Annotated in this window: 15 protein-coding genes; 4 read left to right on the top strand and 11 right to left on the bottom strand. The window is 70.4% G+C overall.

Going from position 1 to position 14,988, the window contains the following annotated elements; genetic code table 11:
• Nucleotides 1-288 precede the first annotated feature (288 nt).
• Together ACIBW9_RS33325 and ACIBW9_RS33320 are read left to right on the top strand one after the other, a co-directional pair.
• The gene (locus ACIBW9_RS33325; protein ID WP_398960737.1) at nucleotides 289-921 is read left to right on the top strand and encodes a hypothetical protein; all 633 of its coding nucleotides are present in this window, start codon (nucleotides 289-291) and stop codon (nucleotides 919-921) included.
• A 77-nt stretch (nucleotides 922-998) separates the two neighbouring features.
• Nucleotides 999-1,421 carry an acyl-CoA thioesterase gene (locus tag ACIBW9_RS33320; protein ID WP_398960736.1) on the top strand — a complete coding sequence of 141 codons (423 nt, stop codon included), beginning with the start codon at nucleotides 999-1,001 and terminating at the stop codon, nucleotides 1,419-1,421.
• A 27-nt stretch (nucleotides 1,422-1,448) separates the two neighbouring features.
• On the opposite strand, the gene ACIBW9_RS33315 is transcribed toward ACIBW9_RS33320, so the two are convergent.
• Complete coding sequence (locus ACIBW9_RS33315; RefSeq protein WP_398960735.1) at nucleotides 1,449-2,303, bottom strand: NAD(P)H-binding protein; 855 nt, start codon at nucleotides 2,301-2,303, stop codon at nucleotides 1,449-1,451.
• A 96-nt stretch (nucleotides 2,304-2,399) separates the two neighbouring features.
• On the opposite strand from ACIBW9_RS33315, the gene ACIBW9_RS33310 reads away from it, so the two are divergent.
• Both ACIBW9_RS33310 and ACIBW9_RS33305 read left to right on the top strand, forming a co-directional pair.
• A complete protein-coding gene (locus ACIBW9_RS33310; RefSeq protein WP_398960734.1) occupies nucleotides 2,400-3,197 on the top strand; it encodes a helix-turn-helix domain-containing protein in 798 nt (265 codons plus the stop codon).
• 54 nt (nucleotides 3,198-3,251) lie between these two features.
• Nucleotides 3,252-3,866 carry a 3'-5' exoribonuclease domain-containing protein gene (locus ACIBW9_RS33305; protein ID WP_398960733.1) on the top strand — a complete coding sequence of 205 codons (615 nt, stop codon included), beginning with the start codon at nucleotides 3,252-3,254 and terminating at the stop codon, nucleotides 3,864-3,866.
• On the opposite strand, the gene ACIBW9_RS33300 is transcribed toward ACIBW9_RS33305, so the two are convergent.
• The 10 genes from ACIBW9_RS33300 to polX form a co-directional block, all read right to left on the bottom strand.
• The gene (locus ACIBW9_RS33300; protein WP_398960732.1) at nucleotides 3,820-4,440 is read right to left on the bottom strand and encodes a TMEM175 family protein; all 621 of its coding nucleotides are present in this window, start codon (nucleotides 4,438-4,440) and stop codon (nucleotides 3,820-3,822) included. The two genes, ACIBW9_RS33305 and ACIBW9_RS33300, sit on opposite strands and share 47 nt — an antisense overlap.
• A gap of 63 nt (nucleotides 4,441-4,503) precedes the next feature.
• Nucleotides 4,504-5,871 carry a nucleobase:cation symporter-2 family protein gene (locus ACIBW9_RS33295; protein WP_398960731.1) on the bottom strand — a complete coding sequence of 456 codons (1,368 nt, stop codon included), beginning with the start codon at nucleotides 5,869-5,871 and terminating at the stop codon, nucleotides 4,504-4,506.
• Nucleotides 5,872-6,089: 218 nt separating this feature from the next.
• Nucleotides 6,090-7,469 carry an 8-oxoguanine deaminase gene (locus ACIBW9_RS33290; RefSeq protein WP_398960730.1) on the bottom strand — a complete coding sequence of 460 codons (1,380 nt, stop codon included), beginning with the start codon at nucleotides 7,467-7,469 and terminating at the stop codon, nucleotides 6,090-6,092.
• A 138-nt stretch (nucleotides 7,470-7,607) separates the two neighbouring features.
• Nucleotides 7,608-8,531, bottom strand: a complete 924-nt coding sequence (pucL, locus tag ACIBW9_RS33285; RefSeq protein ID WP_398960729.1) for a factor-independent urate hydroxylase — start codon at nucleotides 8,529-8,531, stop codon at nucleotides 7,608-7,610.
• A gap of 4 nt (nucleotides 8,532-8,535) precedes the next feature.
• Nucleotides 8,536-8,928, bottom strand: coding sequence for a hydroxyisourate hydrolase (gene uraH, locus ACIBW9_RS33280; protein WP_398960728.1), 393 nt, complete (start codon nucleotides 8,926-8,928; stop codon nucleotides 8,536-8,538).
• A 4-nt stretch (nucleotides 8,929-8,932) separates the two neighbouring features.
• Nucleotides 8,933-9,445, bottom strand: coding sequence for a 2-oxo-4-hydroxy-4-carboxy-5-ureidoimidazoline decarboxylase (gene uraD, locus ACIBW9_RS33275; RefSeq protein ID WP_398960727.1), 513 nt, complete (start codon nucleotides 9,443-9,445; stop codon nucleotides 8,933-8,935).
• Between the two features lie 149 nt (nucleotides 9,446-9,594).
• Nucleotides 9,595-9,963: a helix-turn-helix domain-containing protein gene (locus ACIBW9_RS33270; RefSeq protein WP_115909993.1), complete on the bottom strand. Its 369-nt coding sequence runs from the start codon at nucleotides 9,961-9,963 to the stop codon at nucleotides 9,595-9,597.
• On the bottom strand, nucleotides 9,960-10,220 hold the full coding sequence (locus ACIBW9_RS33265; RefSeq protein ID WP_398960726.1) for a hypothetical protein: 261 nt from the start codon (nucleotides 10,218-10,220) through the stop codon (nucleotides 9,960-9,962). The genes ACIBW9_RS33270 and ACIBW9_RS33265 overlap by 4 nt, the downstream gene beginning before the upstream one ends.
• Nucleotides 10,221-10,410: 190 nt before the next feature.
• Nucleotides 10,411-13,050, bottom strand: coding sequence for a glycosyl hydrolase (locus ACIBW9_RS33260; RefSeq protein WP_398960725.1), 2,640 nt, complete (start codon nucleotides 13,048-13,050; stop codon nucleotides 10,411-10,413).
• 127 nt (nucleotides 13,051-13,177) lie between these two features.
• On the bottom strand, nucleotides 13,178-14,929 hold the full coding sequence (gene polX / locus ACIBW9_RS33255; protein ID WP_398960724.1) for a DNA polymerase/3'-5' exonuclease PolX: 1,752 nt from the start codon (nucleotides 14,927-14,929) through the stop codon (nucleotides 13,178-13,180).
• Nucleotides 14,930-14,988: the final 59 nt, after the last annotated feature.

Raw genomic sequence — 14,988 nt, 5'->3', positions numbered from 1 at the left:
GGCTGGAACATGCGGCCCGGGGCATGAGCACCGGGCACCGGCCCTTCTCAAACTCCCGCCACAGCCCCGGAAAAGGCGGCAGAGGCAGCCCGGCGGCTCGGGCTGCCGCCCTCGGGCGGGGCCCTTGTTCCAGCCGGCCACGGGGACGGTGTGCCTCACGGGCAACCGGTGATCGCGGGCTGGAACATGCGGCCCGGGGGTGAGCGCCGGGCGCCGGGCGTTGTCAGAGCCTCGTCGTAGCCTCTCAGGAGGTGGGAGAGGGGGCCCGACGACGGGAAGGAGCATGCCGTGACACGACCGCCGACCGCCGCGCAGCGGCGTGTGATCGATGCCGCCGATCCGGTGACCGGGCGGCTGAGGGGTACGGAGGCGCAGCTGGCGGCGCTGGTGAAGTGGGGGTTCGCCTTCCGGCATCCGCGGCCGCCGCACGACCACTTCCTGACGCCGGCCGGGCATCGGATACGGGAGGCCGGGGAGCCGCGGACGCCTGCGCCCAAGACCGAGGCGCCCGCCGCCGGCGGTGTGTTCGCCGCGCGGGTCGGCGGGGAAGAGGCGCCGCCGGAGGCCGGTCCGGCCCGCGGGCGCGAGGTGCGCAGCGCCTGGGAGGGCCTGCTGGAGCTGCGGCGGATGACCAATCCGGACGGTGCCATGGACCGGCCGTGCGGCTGGGAGCGTACGCATCTGGTGCAGGCCGCCGCGCTCGCCCTGGAGGCGGCCGGCCACCGCCCCGCGGGTGCGGACCTGTTCGGCTACCGGGTGCGGGCCACCCCGCAGCCGGAGGCCGTCGCCGTGCACGAGCCGGATCCGGCGGCGCTGCGGGCCTGCGCGGCCACGCTGGAGAAGGCGGGCTGGCAGGTCGGCGAGCACAACGACCCACGGTCCAGAGCGCGTTATCTGCTGGCGTCACCCCGCCGCACATAGCGACGCATGCCAAGATCGGTCGGTCACATCGACCATCAGTACGAGCTGTACTGCGAGCTGTACGAGGAGAGGAAGCAGTGACCGAACCGTTTTCCGTCCCGGTGACCGTGCGCGGGTACGAGACCGATGTGCTGGGCCACCTGAACCAGGCCGTGTACCTGAACTACGCGGAGCACGCCCGCTGGTCGTTACTGCATGCGGCCGGTGTGACCCAGGCGACCCTGGTGGCCGAGGGCGTGGGCCCGGCGGCCCTGGAGACCACCCTGCGCTTCAGGCGTGAGCTGGTCGCGGGCGACGAGGTCGAGGTGACCTGCGCCTTCGAGTGGGGCGGCGGCAAGACCTTCCACATCGAGCAGACGATACGGAAGGCCGACGGCACGGTGGCGGCGGAGGTCACCGCGGTCGTCGGCCTGATGGACCTGAAGCAGCGGCGGCTGGTCCCGAACCCGCGGGAGTTCTTCAAGGAACTGTCCACGGACCCGACGCTGTTCGGACTGTGACGCCCCGCGCGGCCCACACCCCTTGTCTCAGGCCTCCCCGAACGCGCCCCTGTGGTCCTCGGCCCACTCCCGGTAGGTCCGCGCCCGCCGCCCCAGGACCTGCCGTACGTCCTCGGTGACGACGTCGTTGCCGCCGTCCTCGATGAAGCGGACGGCGGCCATCAGGCTTTCCGCGTACGCCTCGCCGAGGCCGGCCGCGAGGAACTGTTCGCGGCGTTCCGCCGGGGAGAGGTCGTGGAGGGGAACCGGGCGGCCGAGGACCTCGCCGAGGACGGCGGCCTGCTCGTGGGGGTTGAGGGTCTCGGGACCGGTCAGGGTGTACGTGCGTCCCGCGTGCCCGGGGTCGAGCAGTGCGGCCACGGCGATCTCGGCCACGTCCCGCGGGTCGACGACACCCTGCCGGCCGCCGCCCATCATGTTCGGCGCGGGCGTGCCCTCACGGATGGCCGCGGCCCAGGCCAGGGTGTTGGAGGCGAAGGAGGAGGGACGCAGCACCGTCCACTCCAGGCCGCTGTCCCGTACGGCCTGCTCGCCGGGCATGTGCCAGGTCGCGAACGCACCCAGGTCGGGGGCGCCGGTGCCGATCGCGGAGAGCTTGACGATGCGCCGTACACCCGCGGCCCGCGCCGCCTCCACCAGCCCGCGGTCGTGCTCGGCGTCGTCCGGCCCGAACACGCCCACCAGGAAGGCGGCTTCCGCGCCCGCCATCGCGGCCTCCACCGAGGCCCGGTCGCGGTGGTGGCCCGGCGCGGTCTCCACTCCGGACGGCACCCGCGCCCGCGCCGGCTCGCGGGTGAGGGCGCGGACCTTCTCGCCGCGTGCCGCGAGTTGTCGTACGACGTCACTGCCGATGGTGCCCGTGGCACCCGTCACAAGGATCATGTCCACCACGGTGGGCCGGGGGCGGCCCGGAACTCTTGGAAATTCCGGCACGGTTACGGAGCCCGGGCGACCGCCCGGCGCGCATACGGTGGAGGGGTGACCAACATCGTGTCCCGAGAGGTCCTGCCCACGCCCGAGGTGCTGCGCCCGTGGATCGCGGGCATCGGATCCGTGACGGTCGGCGACGTGCCGACGGAGCCCTTCGTCCATCTCCCGGAGGCCACCACCAAGGTGGTCGTGCGCACCGGGGAACACGGCGTCCGCAGTGCCCTGGTCGTGGGCCCGCGCGCCCGTGCCTCCTACCACCGGGGCAAGCGTCGCGCGTCCTGCGTGGAGCTGCGGCTCGCGCCCGGCACCGTCCGCCCCCTGCTCGGCGTTCCGGCCCTCGACCTCGTCGGCCGTGCGGTGCGGCTGGCTGAACTCCCCGGCCCCTACGCCCGCCAACTGGCCGACGCCCTGCAAGGGTTGGAGCCCGAGGACGCGGTGAACCGTCTCGCGGAGATGCTCCCCGAGCGGCTCGCGGCCGCCGCGGACCGTTCCCGCACCGAGCTGGTGCGCGCCGGCGTCGACGCGATGTCGGTCCGCACCGGTCGCACCCCTGCCCCGGTGGGCGATGTGGCGCGTGAACTCGCCGTCAGCGAGCGGCAGTTGCGCAACCTGTTCGCCGAGGGCGTCGGCCTCTCCCCCAAGCACTATGCCCGGATCAACCGGGTGCGCATGGTTCTGGACCACGCCACCACCCGCCCCTGGGCCGAACTCGCCGCCGCCACCGGTTACTACGACCAGTCCCACATGACGACCGACTTCCGCACCCTGATGGGCGTACCGCCCCGCTCGTACTTCACCGGCCGCCTGCCGGACGCGACGCCCTGCCAGGCGATCCGCCGGGGTTGAGCGGGGTGGAAATCGGGTGCGGGCACCCCCGCCCGCCTGCGATGCTCCACCCTCATGGCCGCACGACGTATCAGAACCAGCCGCTACATCTCCGTAGACATCGAGGCCGACGGCCCCATCCCCGGCCCGTACTCGATGCTGAGCTTCGGCGCGGCGGTCGCGGGGACTCAGGATGCCGACGGGTTCACCGCCGCCGATCCGGAACGACAGACCTTCTACCGTGAACTGCGGCCGATCAGCGAGGAGTTCGTCCCGGAGGCGCTCGCGGTGAGCGGGCTCGACCGGGAGCGCCTCAAGAGCGAGGGCGCCGAACCCGCCGTCGCGCTGGGAGAGTTCAGCGACTGGGTGCGCGAGGTGAGCGCGGGCGCCCAGCCCGTGATGTGCGGTTATCCGGCTTCCTACGACTGGACGTTCCTGTACTGGTACCTGATCCGCTTCACCGGGGCGAGCCCCTTCGGCCACTCCGGCTGCCTGGACATGAAGACGCTGTACGCGACGAAGGCGGGGCTGCCGCTGCGTGCGGTGGCCAAGGGCAGCATGCCTCGCCACCTGCTGTCTGTACGGCGGCACACGCACCATGCCCTGGACGACGCGATCGAGCAGGCCGAGCTGCTGGCCAACCTCATGAACTGGCGGGGGCCTCACGCCTCGGCACCGGTACCTGATTGAACGCGTAGTACAGGGCCAGCAGGCCGTGGGCCGCCAGGGTCAGCGGGGCCGAGACGAAGGCGAGGCCCACCGTCACTGGGTAGGCCAGGGAGCCCAGCGCGAAGCGTGCGCGGGTCGCCCGCGCCGCCGGGACGTCGACACGGGAGTCGAAGAGGTGACCGGTGCGGGTCAGATGCCACCACAGGGCCTGGAAGGCGATCGCCATCAGGACCATGACCAGGCTGTAGACGGCCGCCGCCACATGGGAGGCGGCGTCCTCGCGCAGATACTCCGCGAGCATCGCGGTCGGCCACGGCACCGCGGCCACCACCATCAGCACCAGCAGGTTCAGGAACATCAGCGTGCGGTCGACGCGGGCGACGTAGCTGAACAGCTGGTGGTGGTTGATCCACATGATGCCGATGACCAGGAAGCTCACCACATAGGCCGCGTACGAGGGCCACTGGGCGCCCAGCGCATGCCACAGGCCGCCGTGTTCGCCGACCTCGGGGACCTTGATCTCCAGGATGAGCAGGGTGATGGCGATGGCGAACACGCCGTCGCTGAAGGCCTCGACGCGGCCGGACTCATTCATGGGAGACAGACTGCCTCATCGCCGGTGCGGGGCACGGCCATTGCCGTGTCCCGCACCGGTGGATCAGTGGGCGGCGGCGATCTGCTCGCCGGCCTCCATGGGGTGGGTGACGTCCTGGTCGTCACGGTCCCTGCCGAGGTGGTTGAAGACCAGGTTCAGCAGGACCGCCGCCACACAGCCCGTCGAGATGCCCGAGTCGAGGACGATCTTCGCGGTCTGCGGGAAGGCGTGGTAGAAGTCCGGCGCGGTGATCGGGATCATGCCGACGGCCAGCGACACGGCGACGATCAGGACGTTGTTGTCCTTGTCCAGTCCGGCCTTGACGAGGGTCTGGATACCGCTGGCCGCGACCGAGCCGAACAGGACCACGCCCGCGCCGCCGAGCACCGGGCGCGGTACGACGGCGATGAGCGAGGCGGCCATCGGGCACAGGCCCATCAGGACCAGGAAGCCGCCGCCGGTGGCGACGACGTAGCGGCTGCGGATCCTGGTCATCGCGACCAGGCCGATGTTCTGGGCGAAGGCGCTGCACATGAAGCCGTTGAACAGGGGGCTCAGCGCCGAGCCGAGGGTGTCGGCGCGCAGGCCCGCGGCGATGGTCTTCTCGTCCGCCGGGCGTTCGACGATCTCGCCGAGCGCCAGCATGTCCGCGGTGGATTCGGTCATCGAGACCACCATCACCACGCACAGGGAGAGGATCGCGGCGAGCTGGAACCGGGGCGCCCCGAAGTGGAACGGGGTGGGGAAGCCGATGACGGCCGCATCCGTGACGGGCCCGAAGTCCGTCGCGCCGAAGGGGATCGCGAGGAGTGTGCCGGCGATCAGGCCGAGCAGCACGGCGATCTGTTTGACGAAGCCGTGGGTGAAGCGGCGAAGCACCAGCACGATCAGGAGCGTTGCGGCTGCCAGCCCGAGGTGGGTCGTGGAGCCGTAGTCGCCCGCGGTGGGATTGGGTCCCTGCGCCCAGCCGAAGGCGACCGGCAGCAGGGACACGCCTATGAGGGTGATGACGGTGCCGGTGACGACCGGTGGGAAGAAGCGGACCGCCTTGCTGAAGAACGGGGCGGCGATGAAGCCGAGCAGGCCCGCGACGATGACCGCGCCGAAGATGATCGGCAGGGCATCGGACTTGTCCTTGGTGGAGGCCACCACCGCGGTCATGGGGGCGACGCCGGCGAAGGTGACGCCGTTGACGAAGGGCAGCCGGGCGCCGATCTTCCAGATGCCGAGCGTCTGCAGGAAGGTGGCGAGGCCCGCGGTGAAGAGGCAGGCGCCGGTGAGGAAGGTGAGTTCGGTGCCGGTCAGGCCGATGGCCGCGCCGACGATCAGGGGCGGGGCGACGACCCCCGCGTACATGGCGGCCACGTGTTGCAGGCCGGTGGTGGCCATTTTGAGTGCGGGGAGTTTTTCGTCGACGGGGTGGGCGGTCACGGCGGTTCCTCCGGGTCAGCTAACACGTCGGCTCTGACGTGGGTTTCTTGGAGGTGGTGCGCGGTCGTGCGGGACCGGGGATGCCTTTGAGGAAGGGGACGGTGACCGTTCCGGGGCGCGCACGTCCATGCGCGCCCCGGAGACGGCCGCCGTGGAACCACTGGGGTCCACGGCCACCGGTCGAGGGCCGTCCCCCTCGACCGGAGATCTTCGACCGCTCAGGCCTGCGCGGCGATCTGCGCCAGGCGCTGGGCCTCGGCCCGCGTGGAGCGGGCGACGGCGTCCTCGTCGACGTGCAGCAGACGGCCCGCCTCGACGATCTGCCGGCCGTTCACGAAGGAGGCGGTGACCGGGGCTGCCGCGCCGAAGACCAGCGCGGTGACCGGGTCGGCGATGGAGGCGTGGGCGAGGGTGTCCAGCTTCCACAGCACGAGGTCGGCGAGCTTGCCGGGCTCCAGGGAGCCGATCTCGGCGCTGCGGCCGAGGACCTGGGCGCCGCCGTAGGTGCCGAGGCGCAGCGCCTGGCGGGCGTTCAGGGCGGCCTCGCGGTGGGCGCCGAGGCGGTTGATGAGCAGGGCGTTGCGCAGTTCGGTGTGCAGCTCCCCGGACTCGTTGGACGCCGTGCCGTCGACGCCGAGGCCGACCGGGACGCCGGCCGCCAGCATGTCGGGGACCCGCGCGATACCGGCCGCGAGACGGGCGTTGGACGAGGGGCAGTGGGCGACACCGGTCTGCGTACGGGCGAAGGCGGCGATGTCGGAGTCGTTCATGTGGACGCAGTGCGCCATCCACACGTCCTCGCCGAGCCAGCCGGTGGACTCGAAGTAGTCGGTCGGGCCCATCCCGAACAGTTCCTTGCAGAACTGCTCCTCCTCGACGGTCTCCGAGCCGTGGGTGTGCAGGCGCACACCGAGACGGCGCGCCAACTGGGCGCCCTCGCGCAGGAGTTCGGTGGAGACGGAGAAGGGCGAGCAGGGCGCGACGGCCACCTGGGTCATCGCGTCGAAGGAGGCGTCGTGGTGCTCCTTGACGGTGGCCTCGGTCGCGGCGAGGGCGCCTTCGAGGGTCTCGACGGCGAAGTCCGGGGGCAGGCCGCCGTCCTTCTCGCTGCGGTCCATGGAGCCGCGGGCGAGGGTGAAGCGGACGCCCATCTCGCGGGCGGCGCGGATGATGGCGCCGGACAGGTCGCCGGAGTCCTTCGGGAAGACGTAGTGGTGGTCCATGGCGGTGGTCACGCCACCGCGGGCCATCATCGCGAGGGACCCCTGGGCGGCCGCGTACACCATCGGCTCGTCGATGCGCGCCCAGGTCGGGTACAGCGCGACCAGCCAGTTGAACAGGTTGTGGTCGGTGGCCAGGCCCCGGGTGATCCACTGGTAGAAGTGGTGGTGGGTGTTGACCAGGCCGGGGGTCACCAGATGCCCGGATGCGTCGATACGGCGTACGACGTTCTCCAGGCCCTCGGGGGCCCTGCCCGCGCCGAGCGCCTCGATGCGGTTGCCGGCGATGACGACGTATCCGTCGGCGTACTCGGTGTCGTCGGCGTCGACCGTTGCGATCGAACAGTTCTCGATGACGATGCGCTGGGCTGCTGCCATGATTCGTCCTTTTCGCTCAGTGGACTTTTGTGGAGAGGGCACGGCAGGACCCTAGGAGTTTTGAGTGCCGTGACCGGGGATGCGGGGAGGCGCTTCCCCCGGTCACGGGTGCCGAATATCGAGCTGCCCGGAAGGTGCTCAGAGGTTGGTGAGGTCCACCGGGATCCTCGGCTCGCAGCCGTCCCGCAGGATCGTCGCCTCGATCAGGCCGTACGGGCGGTCGGCGGCGAAGTACACCTCGTTGTCGTTCTTCAGCCCGAAGGGCTCCAGGTCGACGAGGAAGTGGTGCTTGTTCGGCAGCGAGAAGCGGACCTCGTCGATCTCGCTGCGGTTGTTGATGATCCGCGAACCCATCTGGTACAGGGTCTGCTGGAGGGAGAGCGAGTATGTCTCCGCGAAGGCCTGGAGCATGTGCTTCTTGGTCTGCTCGTAGGACTTCTCCCAGTTGGGCATCCGCTGCTCGTCGTCGGTCCAGTTGAACCGCCAGCGGGCCGACACCGAGGTGGCCAGGATGCGGTCGTACGCCTCCTGCAGCGTCGTGTACTTGTCCTTGACGTAGCCCCAGAACTCGGAGTTGGTCGAGTTCATCACCGTCAGGTCCTTGAGACCGGAGACGACCTCCCACGACGAGCCGTCGTAGGTGATCTGGGTCAGCCGGGTCTCCTGGCCCTTGCGGACGAAGGAGTGCTTGACCTCGTCCGCGCCGATGAACTGGGAGTTCGCGTCGGACGCGGCGATCCGCTCCCATGCGTACTCCTCGATACGGATCCGGGCGGTCTTGATCGGCTCCTGGCTGGTCACGAAGTGCCTGGCCAGGTGGATGCCGAACTGCTCGGCCGACTCGATGCCGTGCTCCTTGGCGAACGCGTACACCGTGTTCTTGGTGGTGTCGGTGGGCAGCACGTTGGCGTTGGAGCCGGAGTAGTGGACCTCGTCCATGTCGCCGCTCAGCGCGACGGACACGTTCAGGTCCTTGATGTGGTGGGTGGCGCCGTCCCGCGTGATCTTTACGACTCGGTTCTCGGCCTTGCCGTACTGGTTCTGTCCCAGGATGGTCGGCATCTAGCTAGCTCCCTCGGTAAACGGAGTAGCCGAACGGGTTGAGCAGCAACGGTACGTGGTAATGCTCCCCGGGCTTGACGGCGAAGGTGATCGCCACCTCGGGGAAGAACACGGCACCGCTGTCCCGATTCGCGGGGGCGTCCTGCTGCGCATCGGCTTGCTTCTTCTCGAAGTACGGTTCGACGGCGAAGTCGAGCCGTACGTGGGTCGTCCCTTCCGGCAGGGCCGGCAGGTCCTTGCACCGTCCGTCCGCGTCGGTCGCGGAACCGCCTAGCGCCTGCCACGCGGCGTCCCGGCCGGCACGGGCGGAGAGCTCGATGGCGACGCCTTCGGCGGGGCGGCCGATGCTGGTGTCCAGGATGTGCGTGGACACGGAGGCGGTGGTGCTGGTGCTCATGGTGTCAGGCTTCCTCTTCGACGAGTCGGGCCAGCCGGATGCGGTTGATCTTGCCCAGCTCGGTGCGGACGATCTCCCGCTCCTGCTCCGGCGAGTTGCCGATCCGCTCCTTGACCGCGTCCCGCATCTGCTCGCCGGTCCGGCCCGTGGCGCAGATGAGGAAGACATGGCCGAACCGCTCCTGGTAGGCCAGGTTCAGTTCGAGCATCTCCGACTTCAGTTCCTCGGAGGCGCCGGCCATACCGCGCTGCTCCCTGGCCGAGGTGGGGTCCCCCGGCTTGGGGCGGCCGATCGGCGGGTGCCCGGCCATCGCCTCGGCCAGGTCCTCGGCGCTCAGCTCGGCCATGGCGGCGTCGCTGGCGGCGAAGAGGTCCTCGGCGGTGGCGTAGGGGCGGGCGGCGAGCAGCCGGCGCGCCCAGGTGGTGGAGGCACACGCCTCGCGGAGGGCGGCGAGGGCCGCGTGCTCCTCCAGTACGTTGAACCGGGCCAGGCCCGGGGGCGTGGAAGTCGACGTCACGGGTGCCTCCGTGGCCGCGAGAACGGCCTTCGTGCTGAACTGGCTGCCGTTAGCTAACGCCCTCACGCAACATCGCGTCAACACTTTGTTGAAAATTCGGGGTAACAAACCCGTCCGGGCGGCGCGCCCCCAGAAGCCCCGGAGCCCCCTCAGCCCTCCTTCTCACGGTTCAGGTAGTTGTAGACCGTGAACCGGCTGACGCCGAGTGCGCCCGCGACGGTCTCCACGCCGTGCCGTACGGAGAAGGCGCCGCGCGCCTCGAGTATCCGTACGACCTCCTGCTTGGCCTTGCGGTCCAGGTCGGCCAGGGGCTTGCCCTGCTTGCGCTCCATGGCGGCGAGGATGTGGTCGAGGGAGTCGGCGAGCTGGGGCAGGCGTACGGCGACCACGTCGGCGCCCTCCCAGGCGAGCACGACGTCCTCGGGGCCGGCCTCGTCGGGCGGGAGCAGCTCGCCGCCCATGGCGTCGACCAGTGGTTTCACGGCCGTGATGAACGGCTCGTCCCCGGTGCCGGTCACTGCGCGCCCTCCCCGGCCGCGGCGACCACGTTGACCTGCAGCGAGACGCGGGTGGCACCGGCCTGGAGCGTCTGGCGGAGCAGCGCGTCCACGGCACCCAGCACGGCGTCGGCGGCGCCCTCCGCCGTGTTGCCGAACGGGCCGACGTCCACCTCGTCCAGCTCGGCCGCCTCGATGACCTGGCGGGCGACCACCGCGTGCGCGGGCGCCTCGTCGAGGTCGAAGGGCTCGGTCGTGAACTCCACTCTCAATCGCACTGTGCCCCCAGAGCACCACCACGGGCCGACAAGATCACTGCGCCGGAGCCGGTTCGTCCGCCACGAGACGACCCTAACCGACCAGGGCATCCCTCCGCCCCAGAACGGAACGCGATCGGCCGGCGCTCCGAAACGCGGGAGGGGTGCCCCCCAGAAGCCGGGGGGCACCCCTCTCACCATGCGTCGTGCGTCAGTCGCAGTCGCGCACCTTGATCGTGTAGATGCCGCGGCCGTGGGTGGCCGCGTACAGGGTGCTGCCGTCGGGGCCGAGCTTCAGCTGGAGCACGGCGACGGCCGGGAGGTCTCCGACCCGCTGCCACTTGGTGTGACCCGGGGCGCGGTAGACGACGCCCAGGTCGGTGGCGACGGCGAGGCCGCCGTTCGGCGTGACGATCGCCGAGTTGGTCGGCACGTCGGGGAGGTTCGCGGAGATGTCCTTCCAGGTGGTGCCGCCGTCGGTGGACTCGAAGACATGGCCTACGCCGGCCCCGGGGCCCTCCGTCCAGTGCCGGGAGAAGCCGTTGACGGCGAGGAAGACGTGGTCGGCGTTCTTCGGGTCGATGGCGAAGCCGCTGAGGTAGCGGTTCGGCACGGTCCCGTCGGCGGGCAGGGTGATGTCGTGCCAGCCGGTGCCGTCCGCGTTGCCGACGGAGATGCCGCGGGCGAAGCCCTGGTTGTTGCAGGGGCCGCACCAGGCCGCGTACACCTTGCCGCCCGATGCCGCCACGGCGGTCGCGGTGCGGCCGGCGCCGAGGTCGTACAGGCTCGTCCACTCCTTGCCGCTGCGGATGGCGTAGCCATGGGTCTGCACCCACACGTGCCGGCCGCCCGCGATCCACGTCGAGGAGCTCTTCAGGTCGGCCGCCAGCGGGGCGATGAAGCGGGCCTCGCTGGTGGCGTTGTCGGCCGGGGCGACGTTGTACGAGGTGGCCTTGGTGGCATCGGTGATCCAACTGCCGTCGTTCACAGCGCAGTTCTGGGTCACCTGGATCGCGAGGTAGACGTACTCCTCGGCGATGTTGCACCCGTTGGCGGGATCGGTGAGGGTGTCGCCGCCGTCGCCGCCGAAGTTGGAGCCCATCACCTTGTCGTTGCTGCGCAGCACGGACTGGCCGTTGTCCTGGAGGCCGCCGGTGACCGAGACCCCGCCGTAGGCCAGGTCCTTGCCGATGCCCACCGAGTAGTACTGGAGGGTGTCGATGGTGCCGTCGTTGAGGGAGGTCCAGTCGGTGGCGTGGCCGGAGGCGTCCTGCGAGCCGTCGACCGGGCGCCTGTAGACGCCGCCGTCGTTGCCGACGTACACGAAGCTCTTGCCGTGGTAGCTGCCGATCGCGACGCCGTGCTGGTCGGAGTGGGTGGTCTGGTTGCAGTCACCGGTCTGCTTGGCCGGGTCGATGGACCAGCAGGAGAAGTTGAAGTTCCAGTACGGGCCGACGGTCGACCAGGTGCTGCCGCCGTCCTTGGTCTCGTAGACCTCCTCCAGGCCCGCGTAGACGTGCTTGGGGTCGCTCGGGTCCACGGTCAGGAACTGGTTGTACCAGGCCTGTACGCCGGGCATGTAGCCGCTGGTGGTCAGCGCGGAGCCGTCGGCGGCCAGGCCCTTGTAGTCGGCGATCTTCGTCCAGGGGCCGAACGGCGAGGCGGCACTGTAGATGCCCTCCAGGCCGCTGTCCGGGTTGGTGTTCAGCTGCTCGGGCGACTGGTCGATGGCGTAGTAGCGCGAGCCGTCCGCGGAGCGGGCGAAGGTGACGTTGCCGACGTTGTCCGCGTCGGTCGGCAGATCGCCGAAGCCGCTGGTGATCCGCGTCCAGGCGCCGCTCGAGTCCTTGGTGTAGAAGCCGTTGTAGTCGTCACCGCTGCGCCAGCCGACCGCCAGGACCACCTTGGACGGGTCCTTGGGGTCGATCGCGATGTCGTTGGCGATGTTCTTGTACGGGGCCGAAGGGTCGCTCGCCTTCGAACCACCCGGGAGGTAGTCGGGGTTGGGCGCGTACTCCAGCTTCCAGGCGCCCTTCAGCGTCTTCGTGGAGTGGCTCCACACGCCCTTGCTGGTCGCCGCCCACACCTTGCCACCGCCGAAGCGCAGCTCGTGGATGGTGGTGGACTCCAGCTCGGCGCCGCCGACCCGGCTGCTGGTGGAGAAGGTGCCGTGATGCGGGTGGGACAGGACGTAGACGCCGCTGCCGAGGTACGCGTCCGCGTTGGTGGTCGCCTCGCCGGTGCCCAGCCACAGTCGTCCGCCGCCGTCCAGGGCGAGCGCGCCGGTGGACTGCGAGGGCAGCTCGTCGCTGATGGGCTTCCAGTTCCCGCCGCCCCGCTTGGACCGCCAGACACCGCCGCCCGCGCTGCCCGCGTACACATACCCGTCGTCGTCGGCGGCGAGCGCGGCCATCCGGCCGGTGACATTGCCCGAGCCGCCACTGGAGTTGGAGTCGATGTCGCGGTAGCGCGAGTCGTCGGAGTTGTACGGCAGATCGGTGATGTTGCGCCAACTGCCGCCGGTGCTCGGCAGCTTGGTCAGGCTTGTCCAGGCGGCGCCGTAGGCGCCGGGGGCGACGATGCCGGGCGAGGTGCGGGCCTCGGCGTACTGGTCCGCGCCCTCGGCTATCTCGTCCGCCTCATTGCCGTCGTCGCCGTCCTCGCCCTTCAGCCGCGGGCTCATGGTGCCGACCGACTGCGTGCGCTCGGCGGCCAGTTGAGCGAGGGTGCGGGCACCGAACGGAGCCTTCGCCCTGCCGGACGCGGCGCCTGCGGGTGTCGCGACGAGTGCGGCGGATGCGGTGATGGCACAGATCGTGAACCATCGTCTCTTGCGGGTTGGTGCTGACACCAGATCCTCCCGAACGGGTGGTCGTACAGCCGTCGCAGGAGACCCGATCACGAGCGGTGGAAGACGTCCGCTTTTTGGCCAAGCCTTGACCAGAACCTGCCACCTACGGATCGTTCAGGGGCTGTCCTCACCGCGCCGTCTGCCGGCCCTTCCGCAGGAAGCCTCGCAGCCGGCGCTCCGGCCAGGTGTTGATGACGTCCTCCCCGGTGAGGCGGCCGCGCTGGGCCGTGCCGATGCCGTAGCGCATGTTGGCCAGGTGGGGGACGGCGTGGGCGTCGCTGTCGACGGCGAACTTCACGCCGTGCCGTCCGGCCCGCAGGATGTCCTCGTCGCGCAGGTCGAGGCGGTCCGGGTGGGCGTTGATCTCCAGGGCGGTGCCGGTGCGGGCGCAGGCGGCGAAGATCGCGTCGAGGTCGGCGTCGATGCCGGGCCGCTTGCCGATGATGCGGGTGGTGGGGTGGCCGATGATGTTGACGTACGGGTTCTCGCAGGCCCGTACGATCCGCCGGGTCAGGGCCTCGCGCCCCTGGTTGAAGTGCGAGTGCACGGAGGCCACGCACAGGTCGAAGCCGGCCAGGAACTCCCCGGGCCAGTCCACCTCGCCGTCCGGGCCGATGTTCAGCTCGACGCCGTGCAGCAGCCGCAGTCCGCCGCGCCTGCCGCGGGTCGCGTACGTCCCGTCGAGCTCGCGCACCCGCTCGCGCTGGGCCAGCATCCGCTCGTCGGTCATGCGCTGCATGGCCATGTCCGGGCCGTGGTCGGTGATCGCGTAGTAGGCCCAGCCGCGCTCGGCGGCGGCCTGCACCATCTCCTCCAGCGGGGCGAGGCCGTCGGTGAGGTCGGTGTGGGAGTGCAGATCGCCGCGCAGGTCCGCCTCCGTCACCAGGTCGGGGAGTTCGCCGTGCAGCCCGTCCTCGATCTCCCCGCGGTCCTCGCGCAGCGTCGGCGGGATCCAGGGCAGCCCGAGCCGGGCGTACACCTCCTCCTCGGTCTCGGAGACGATCTTCTTGCCGCTCTCGACGTCGAAGAGCCCGTACTCTGAGAGCTTCAGCTTCTGGTGCACGGCCAGTTCGCGGGTGCGGATGTTGTGCGCCTTGGAGCCGGTGAAGTACTGCAGGGCCGCGCCCCAGGAATCCGGCGGTACGACCCGCAGATCGACGTTGAGGCCCTTGCTGGTGCGCACGGACGTCTTCTTCTCACCCGTGCCGATCACCTCGGTGACATACGGCAGCTCGGTGAACGCCCGCATGATCGGGGCCGGTTTCGTGGCCGCGGCGAGGATGTCGATGTCGCCGATCGTCTCGCGCATCCGGCGCAGCGACCCCGCGTAGGCGCAGCGCAGACAGCCCGGCGCGGCGGACAGGCAGGTCACGATGTCGTCGGCGAGGTCCATGGCCAGGTCGATCTGGACGCGGCCCCCGGCGGACTGCAGGAGCGAGATGCCGTGGAGGATGTTCTCCTCCGTCTTCGGTCCGAAGCCCTTCAGGTCGCGCAGCCGCTCCTCGTGGATGGCGTCGGCCAGTTCCTCGACCGAGGAGATGCCCAGCTCCTCGTAGACCGTCAGGGCCTTCTTCGGGCCGAGCGTGGGGATGGCGGTCAGCCGGCGCACCCCGGCGGGGATCTTCGCCCGCAGCTCCTCGACGGCGGAGACGCTGCCGTGGTCGAAGTACTCCAGCACCTTCTGGGCGATCGACCTGCCGACGTTCGGGATCTGCTGGAGACCCTTGAGGTCGAGCGTGGCGACGTCGGCGTGGTGGCCGCCGACCGACCGGGCAGCCTTCTCGTAGACGCGTGCCTTGAACGCGTCTCCTCCCGTGATCGAGATCAGGTCCGCGTACTCCTGGAGCAGCGCGGCGACCTCGTCGTTGGACCGGGCCACATCTTCAGGGTAGGCATGCCGCGACGGACGTGCCGTCCTCCCCCGTAGAGCAGATGACA

Origin of the sequence: Streptomyces sp. NPDC049541 (genome assembly GCF_044465725.1) — a bacterium.
Classification (GTDB): domain Bacteria; phylum Actinomycetota; class Actinomycetes; order Streptomycetales; family Streptomycetaceae; genus Streptomyces.
This window is presented reverse-complemented; position numbering and strand designations above follow the sequence as displayed.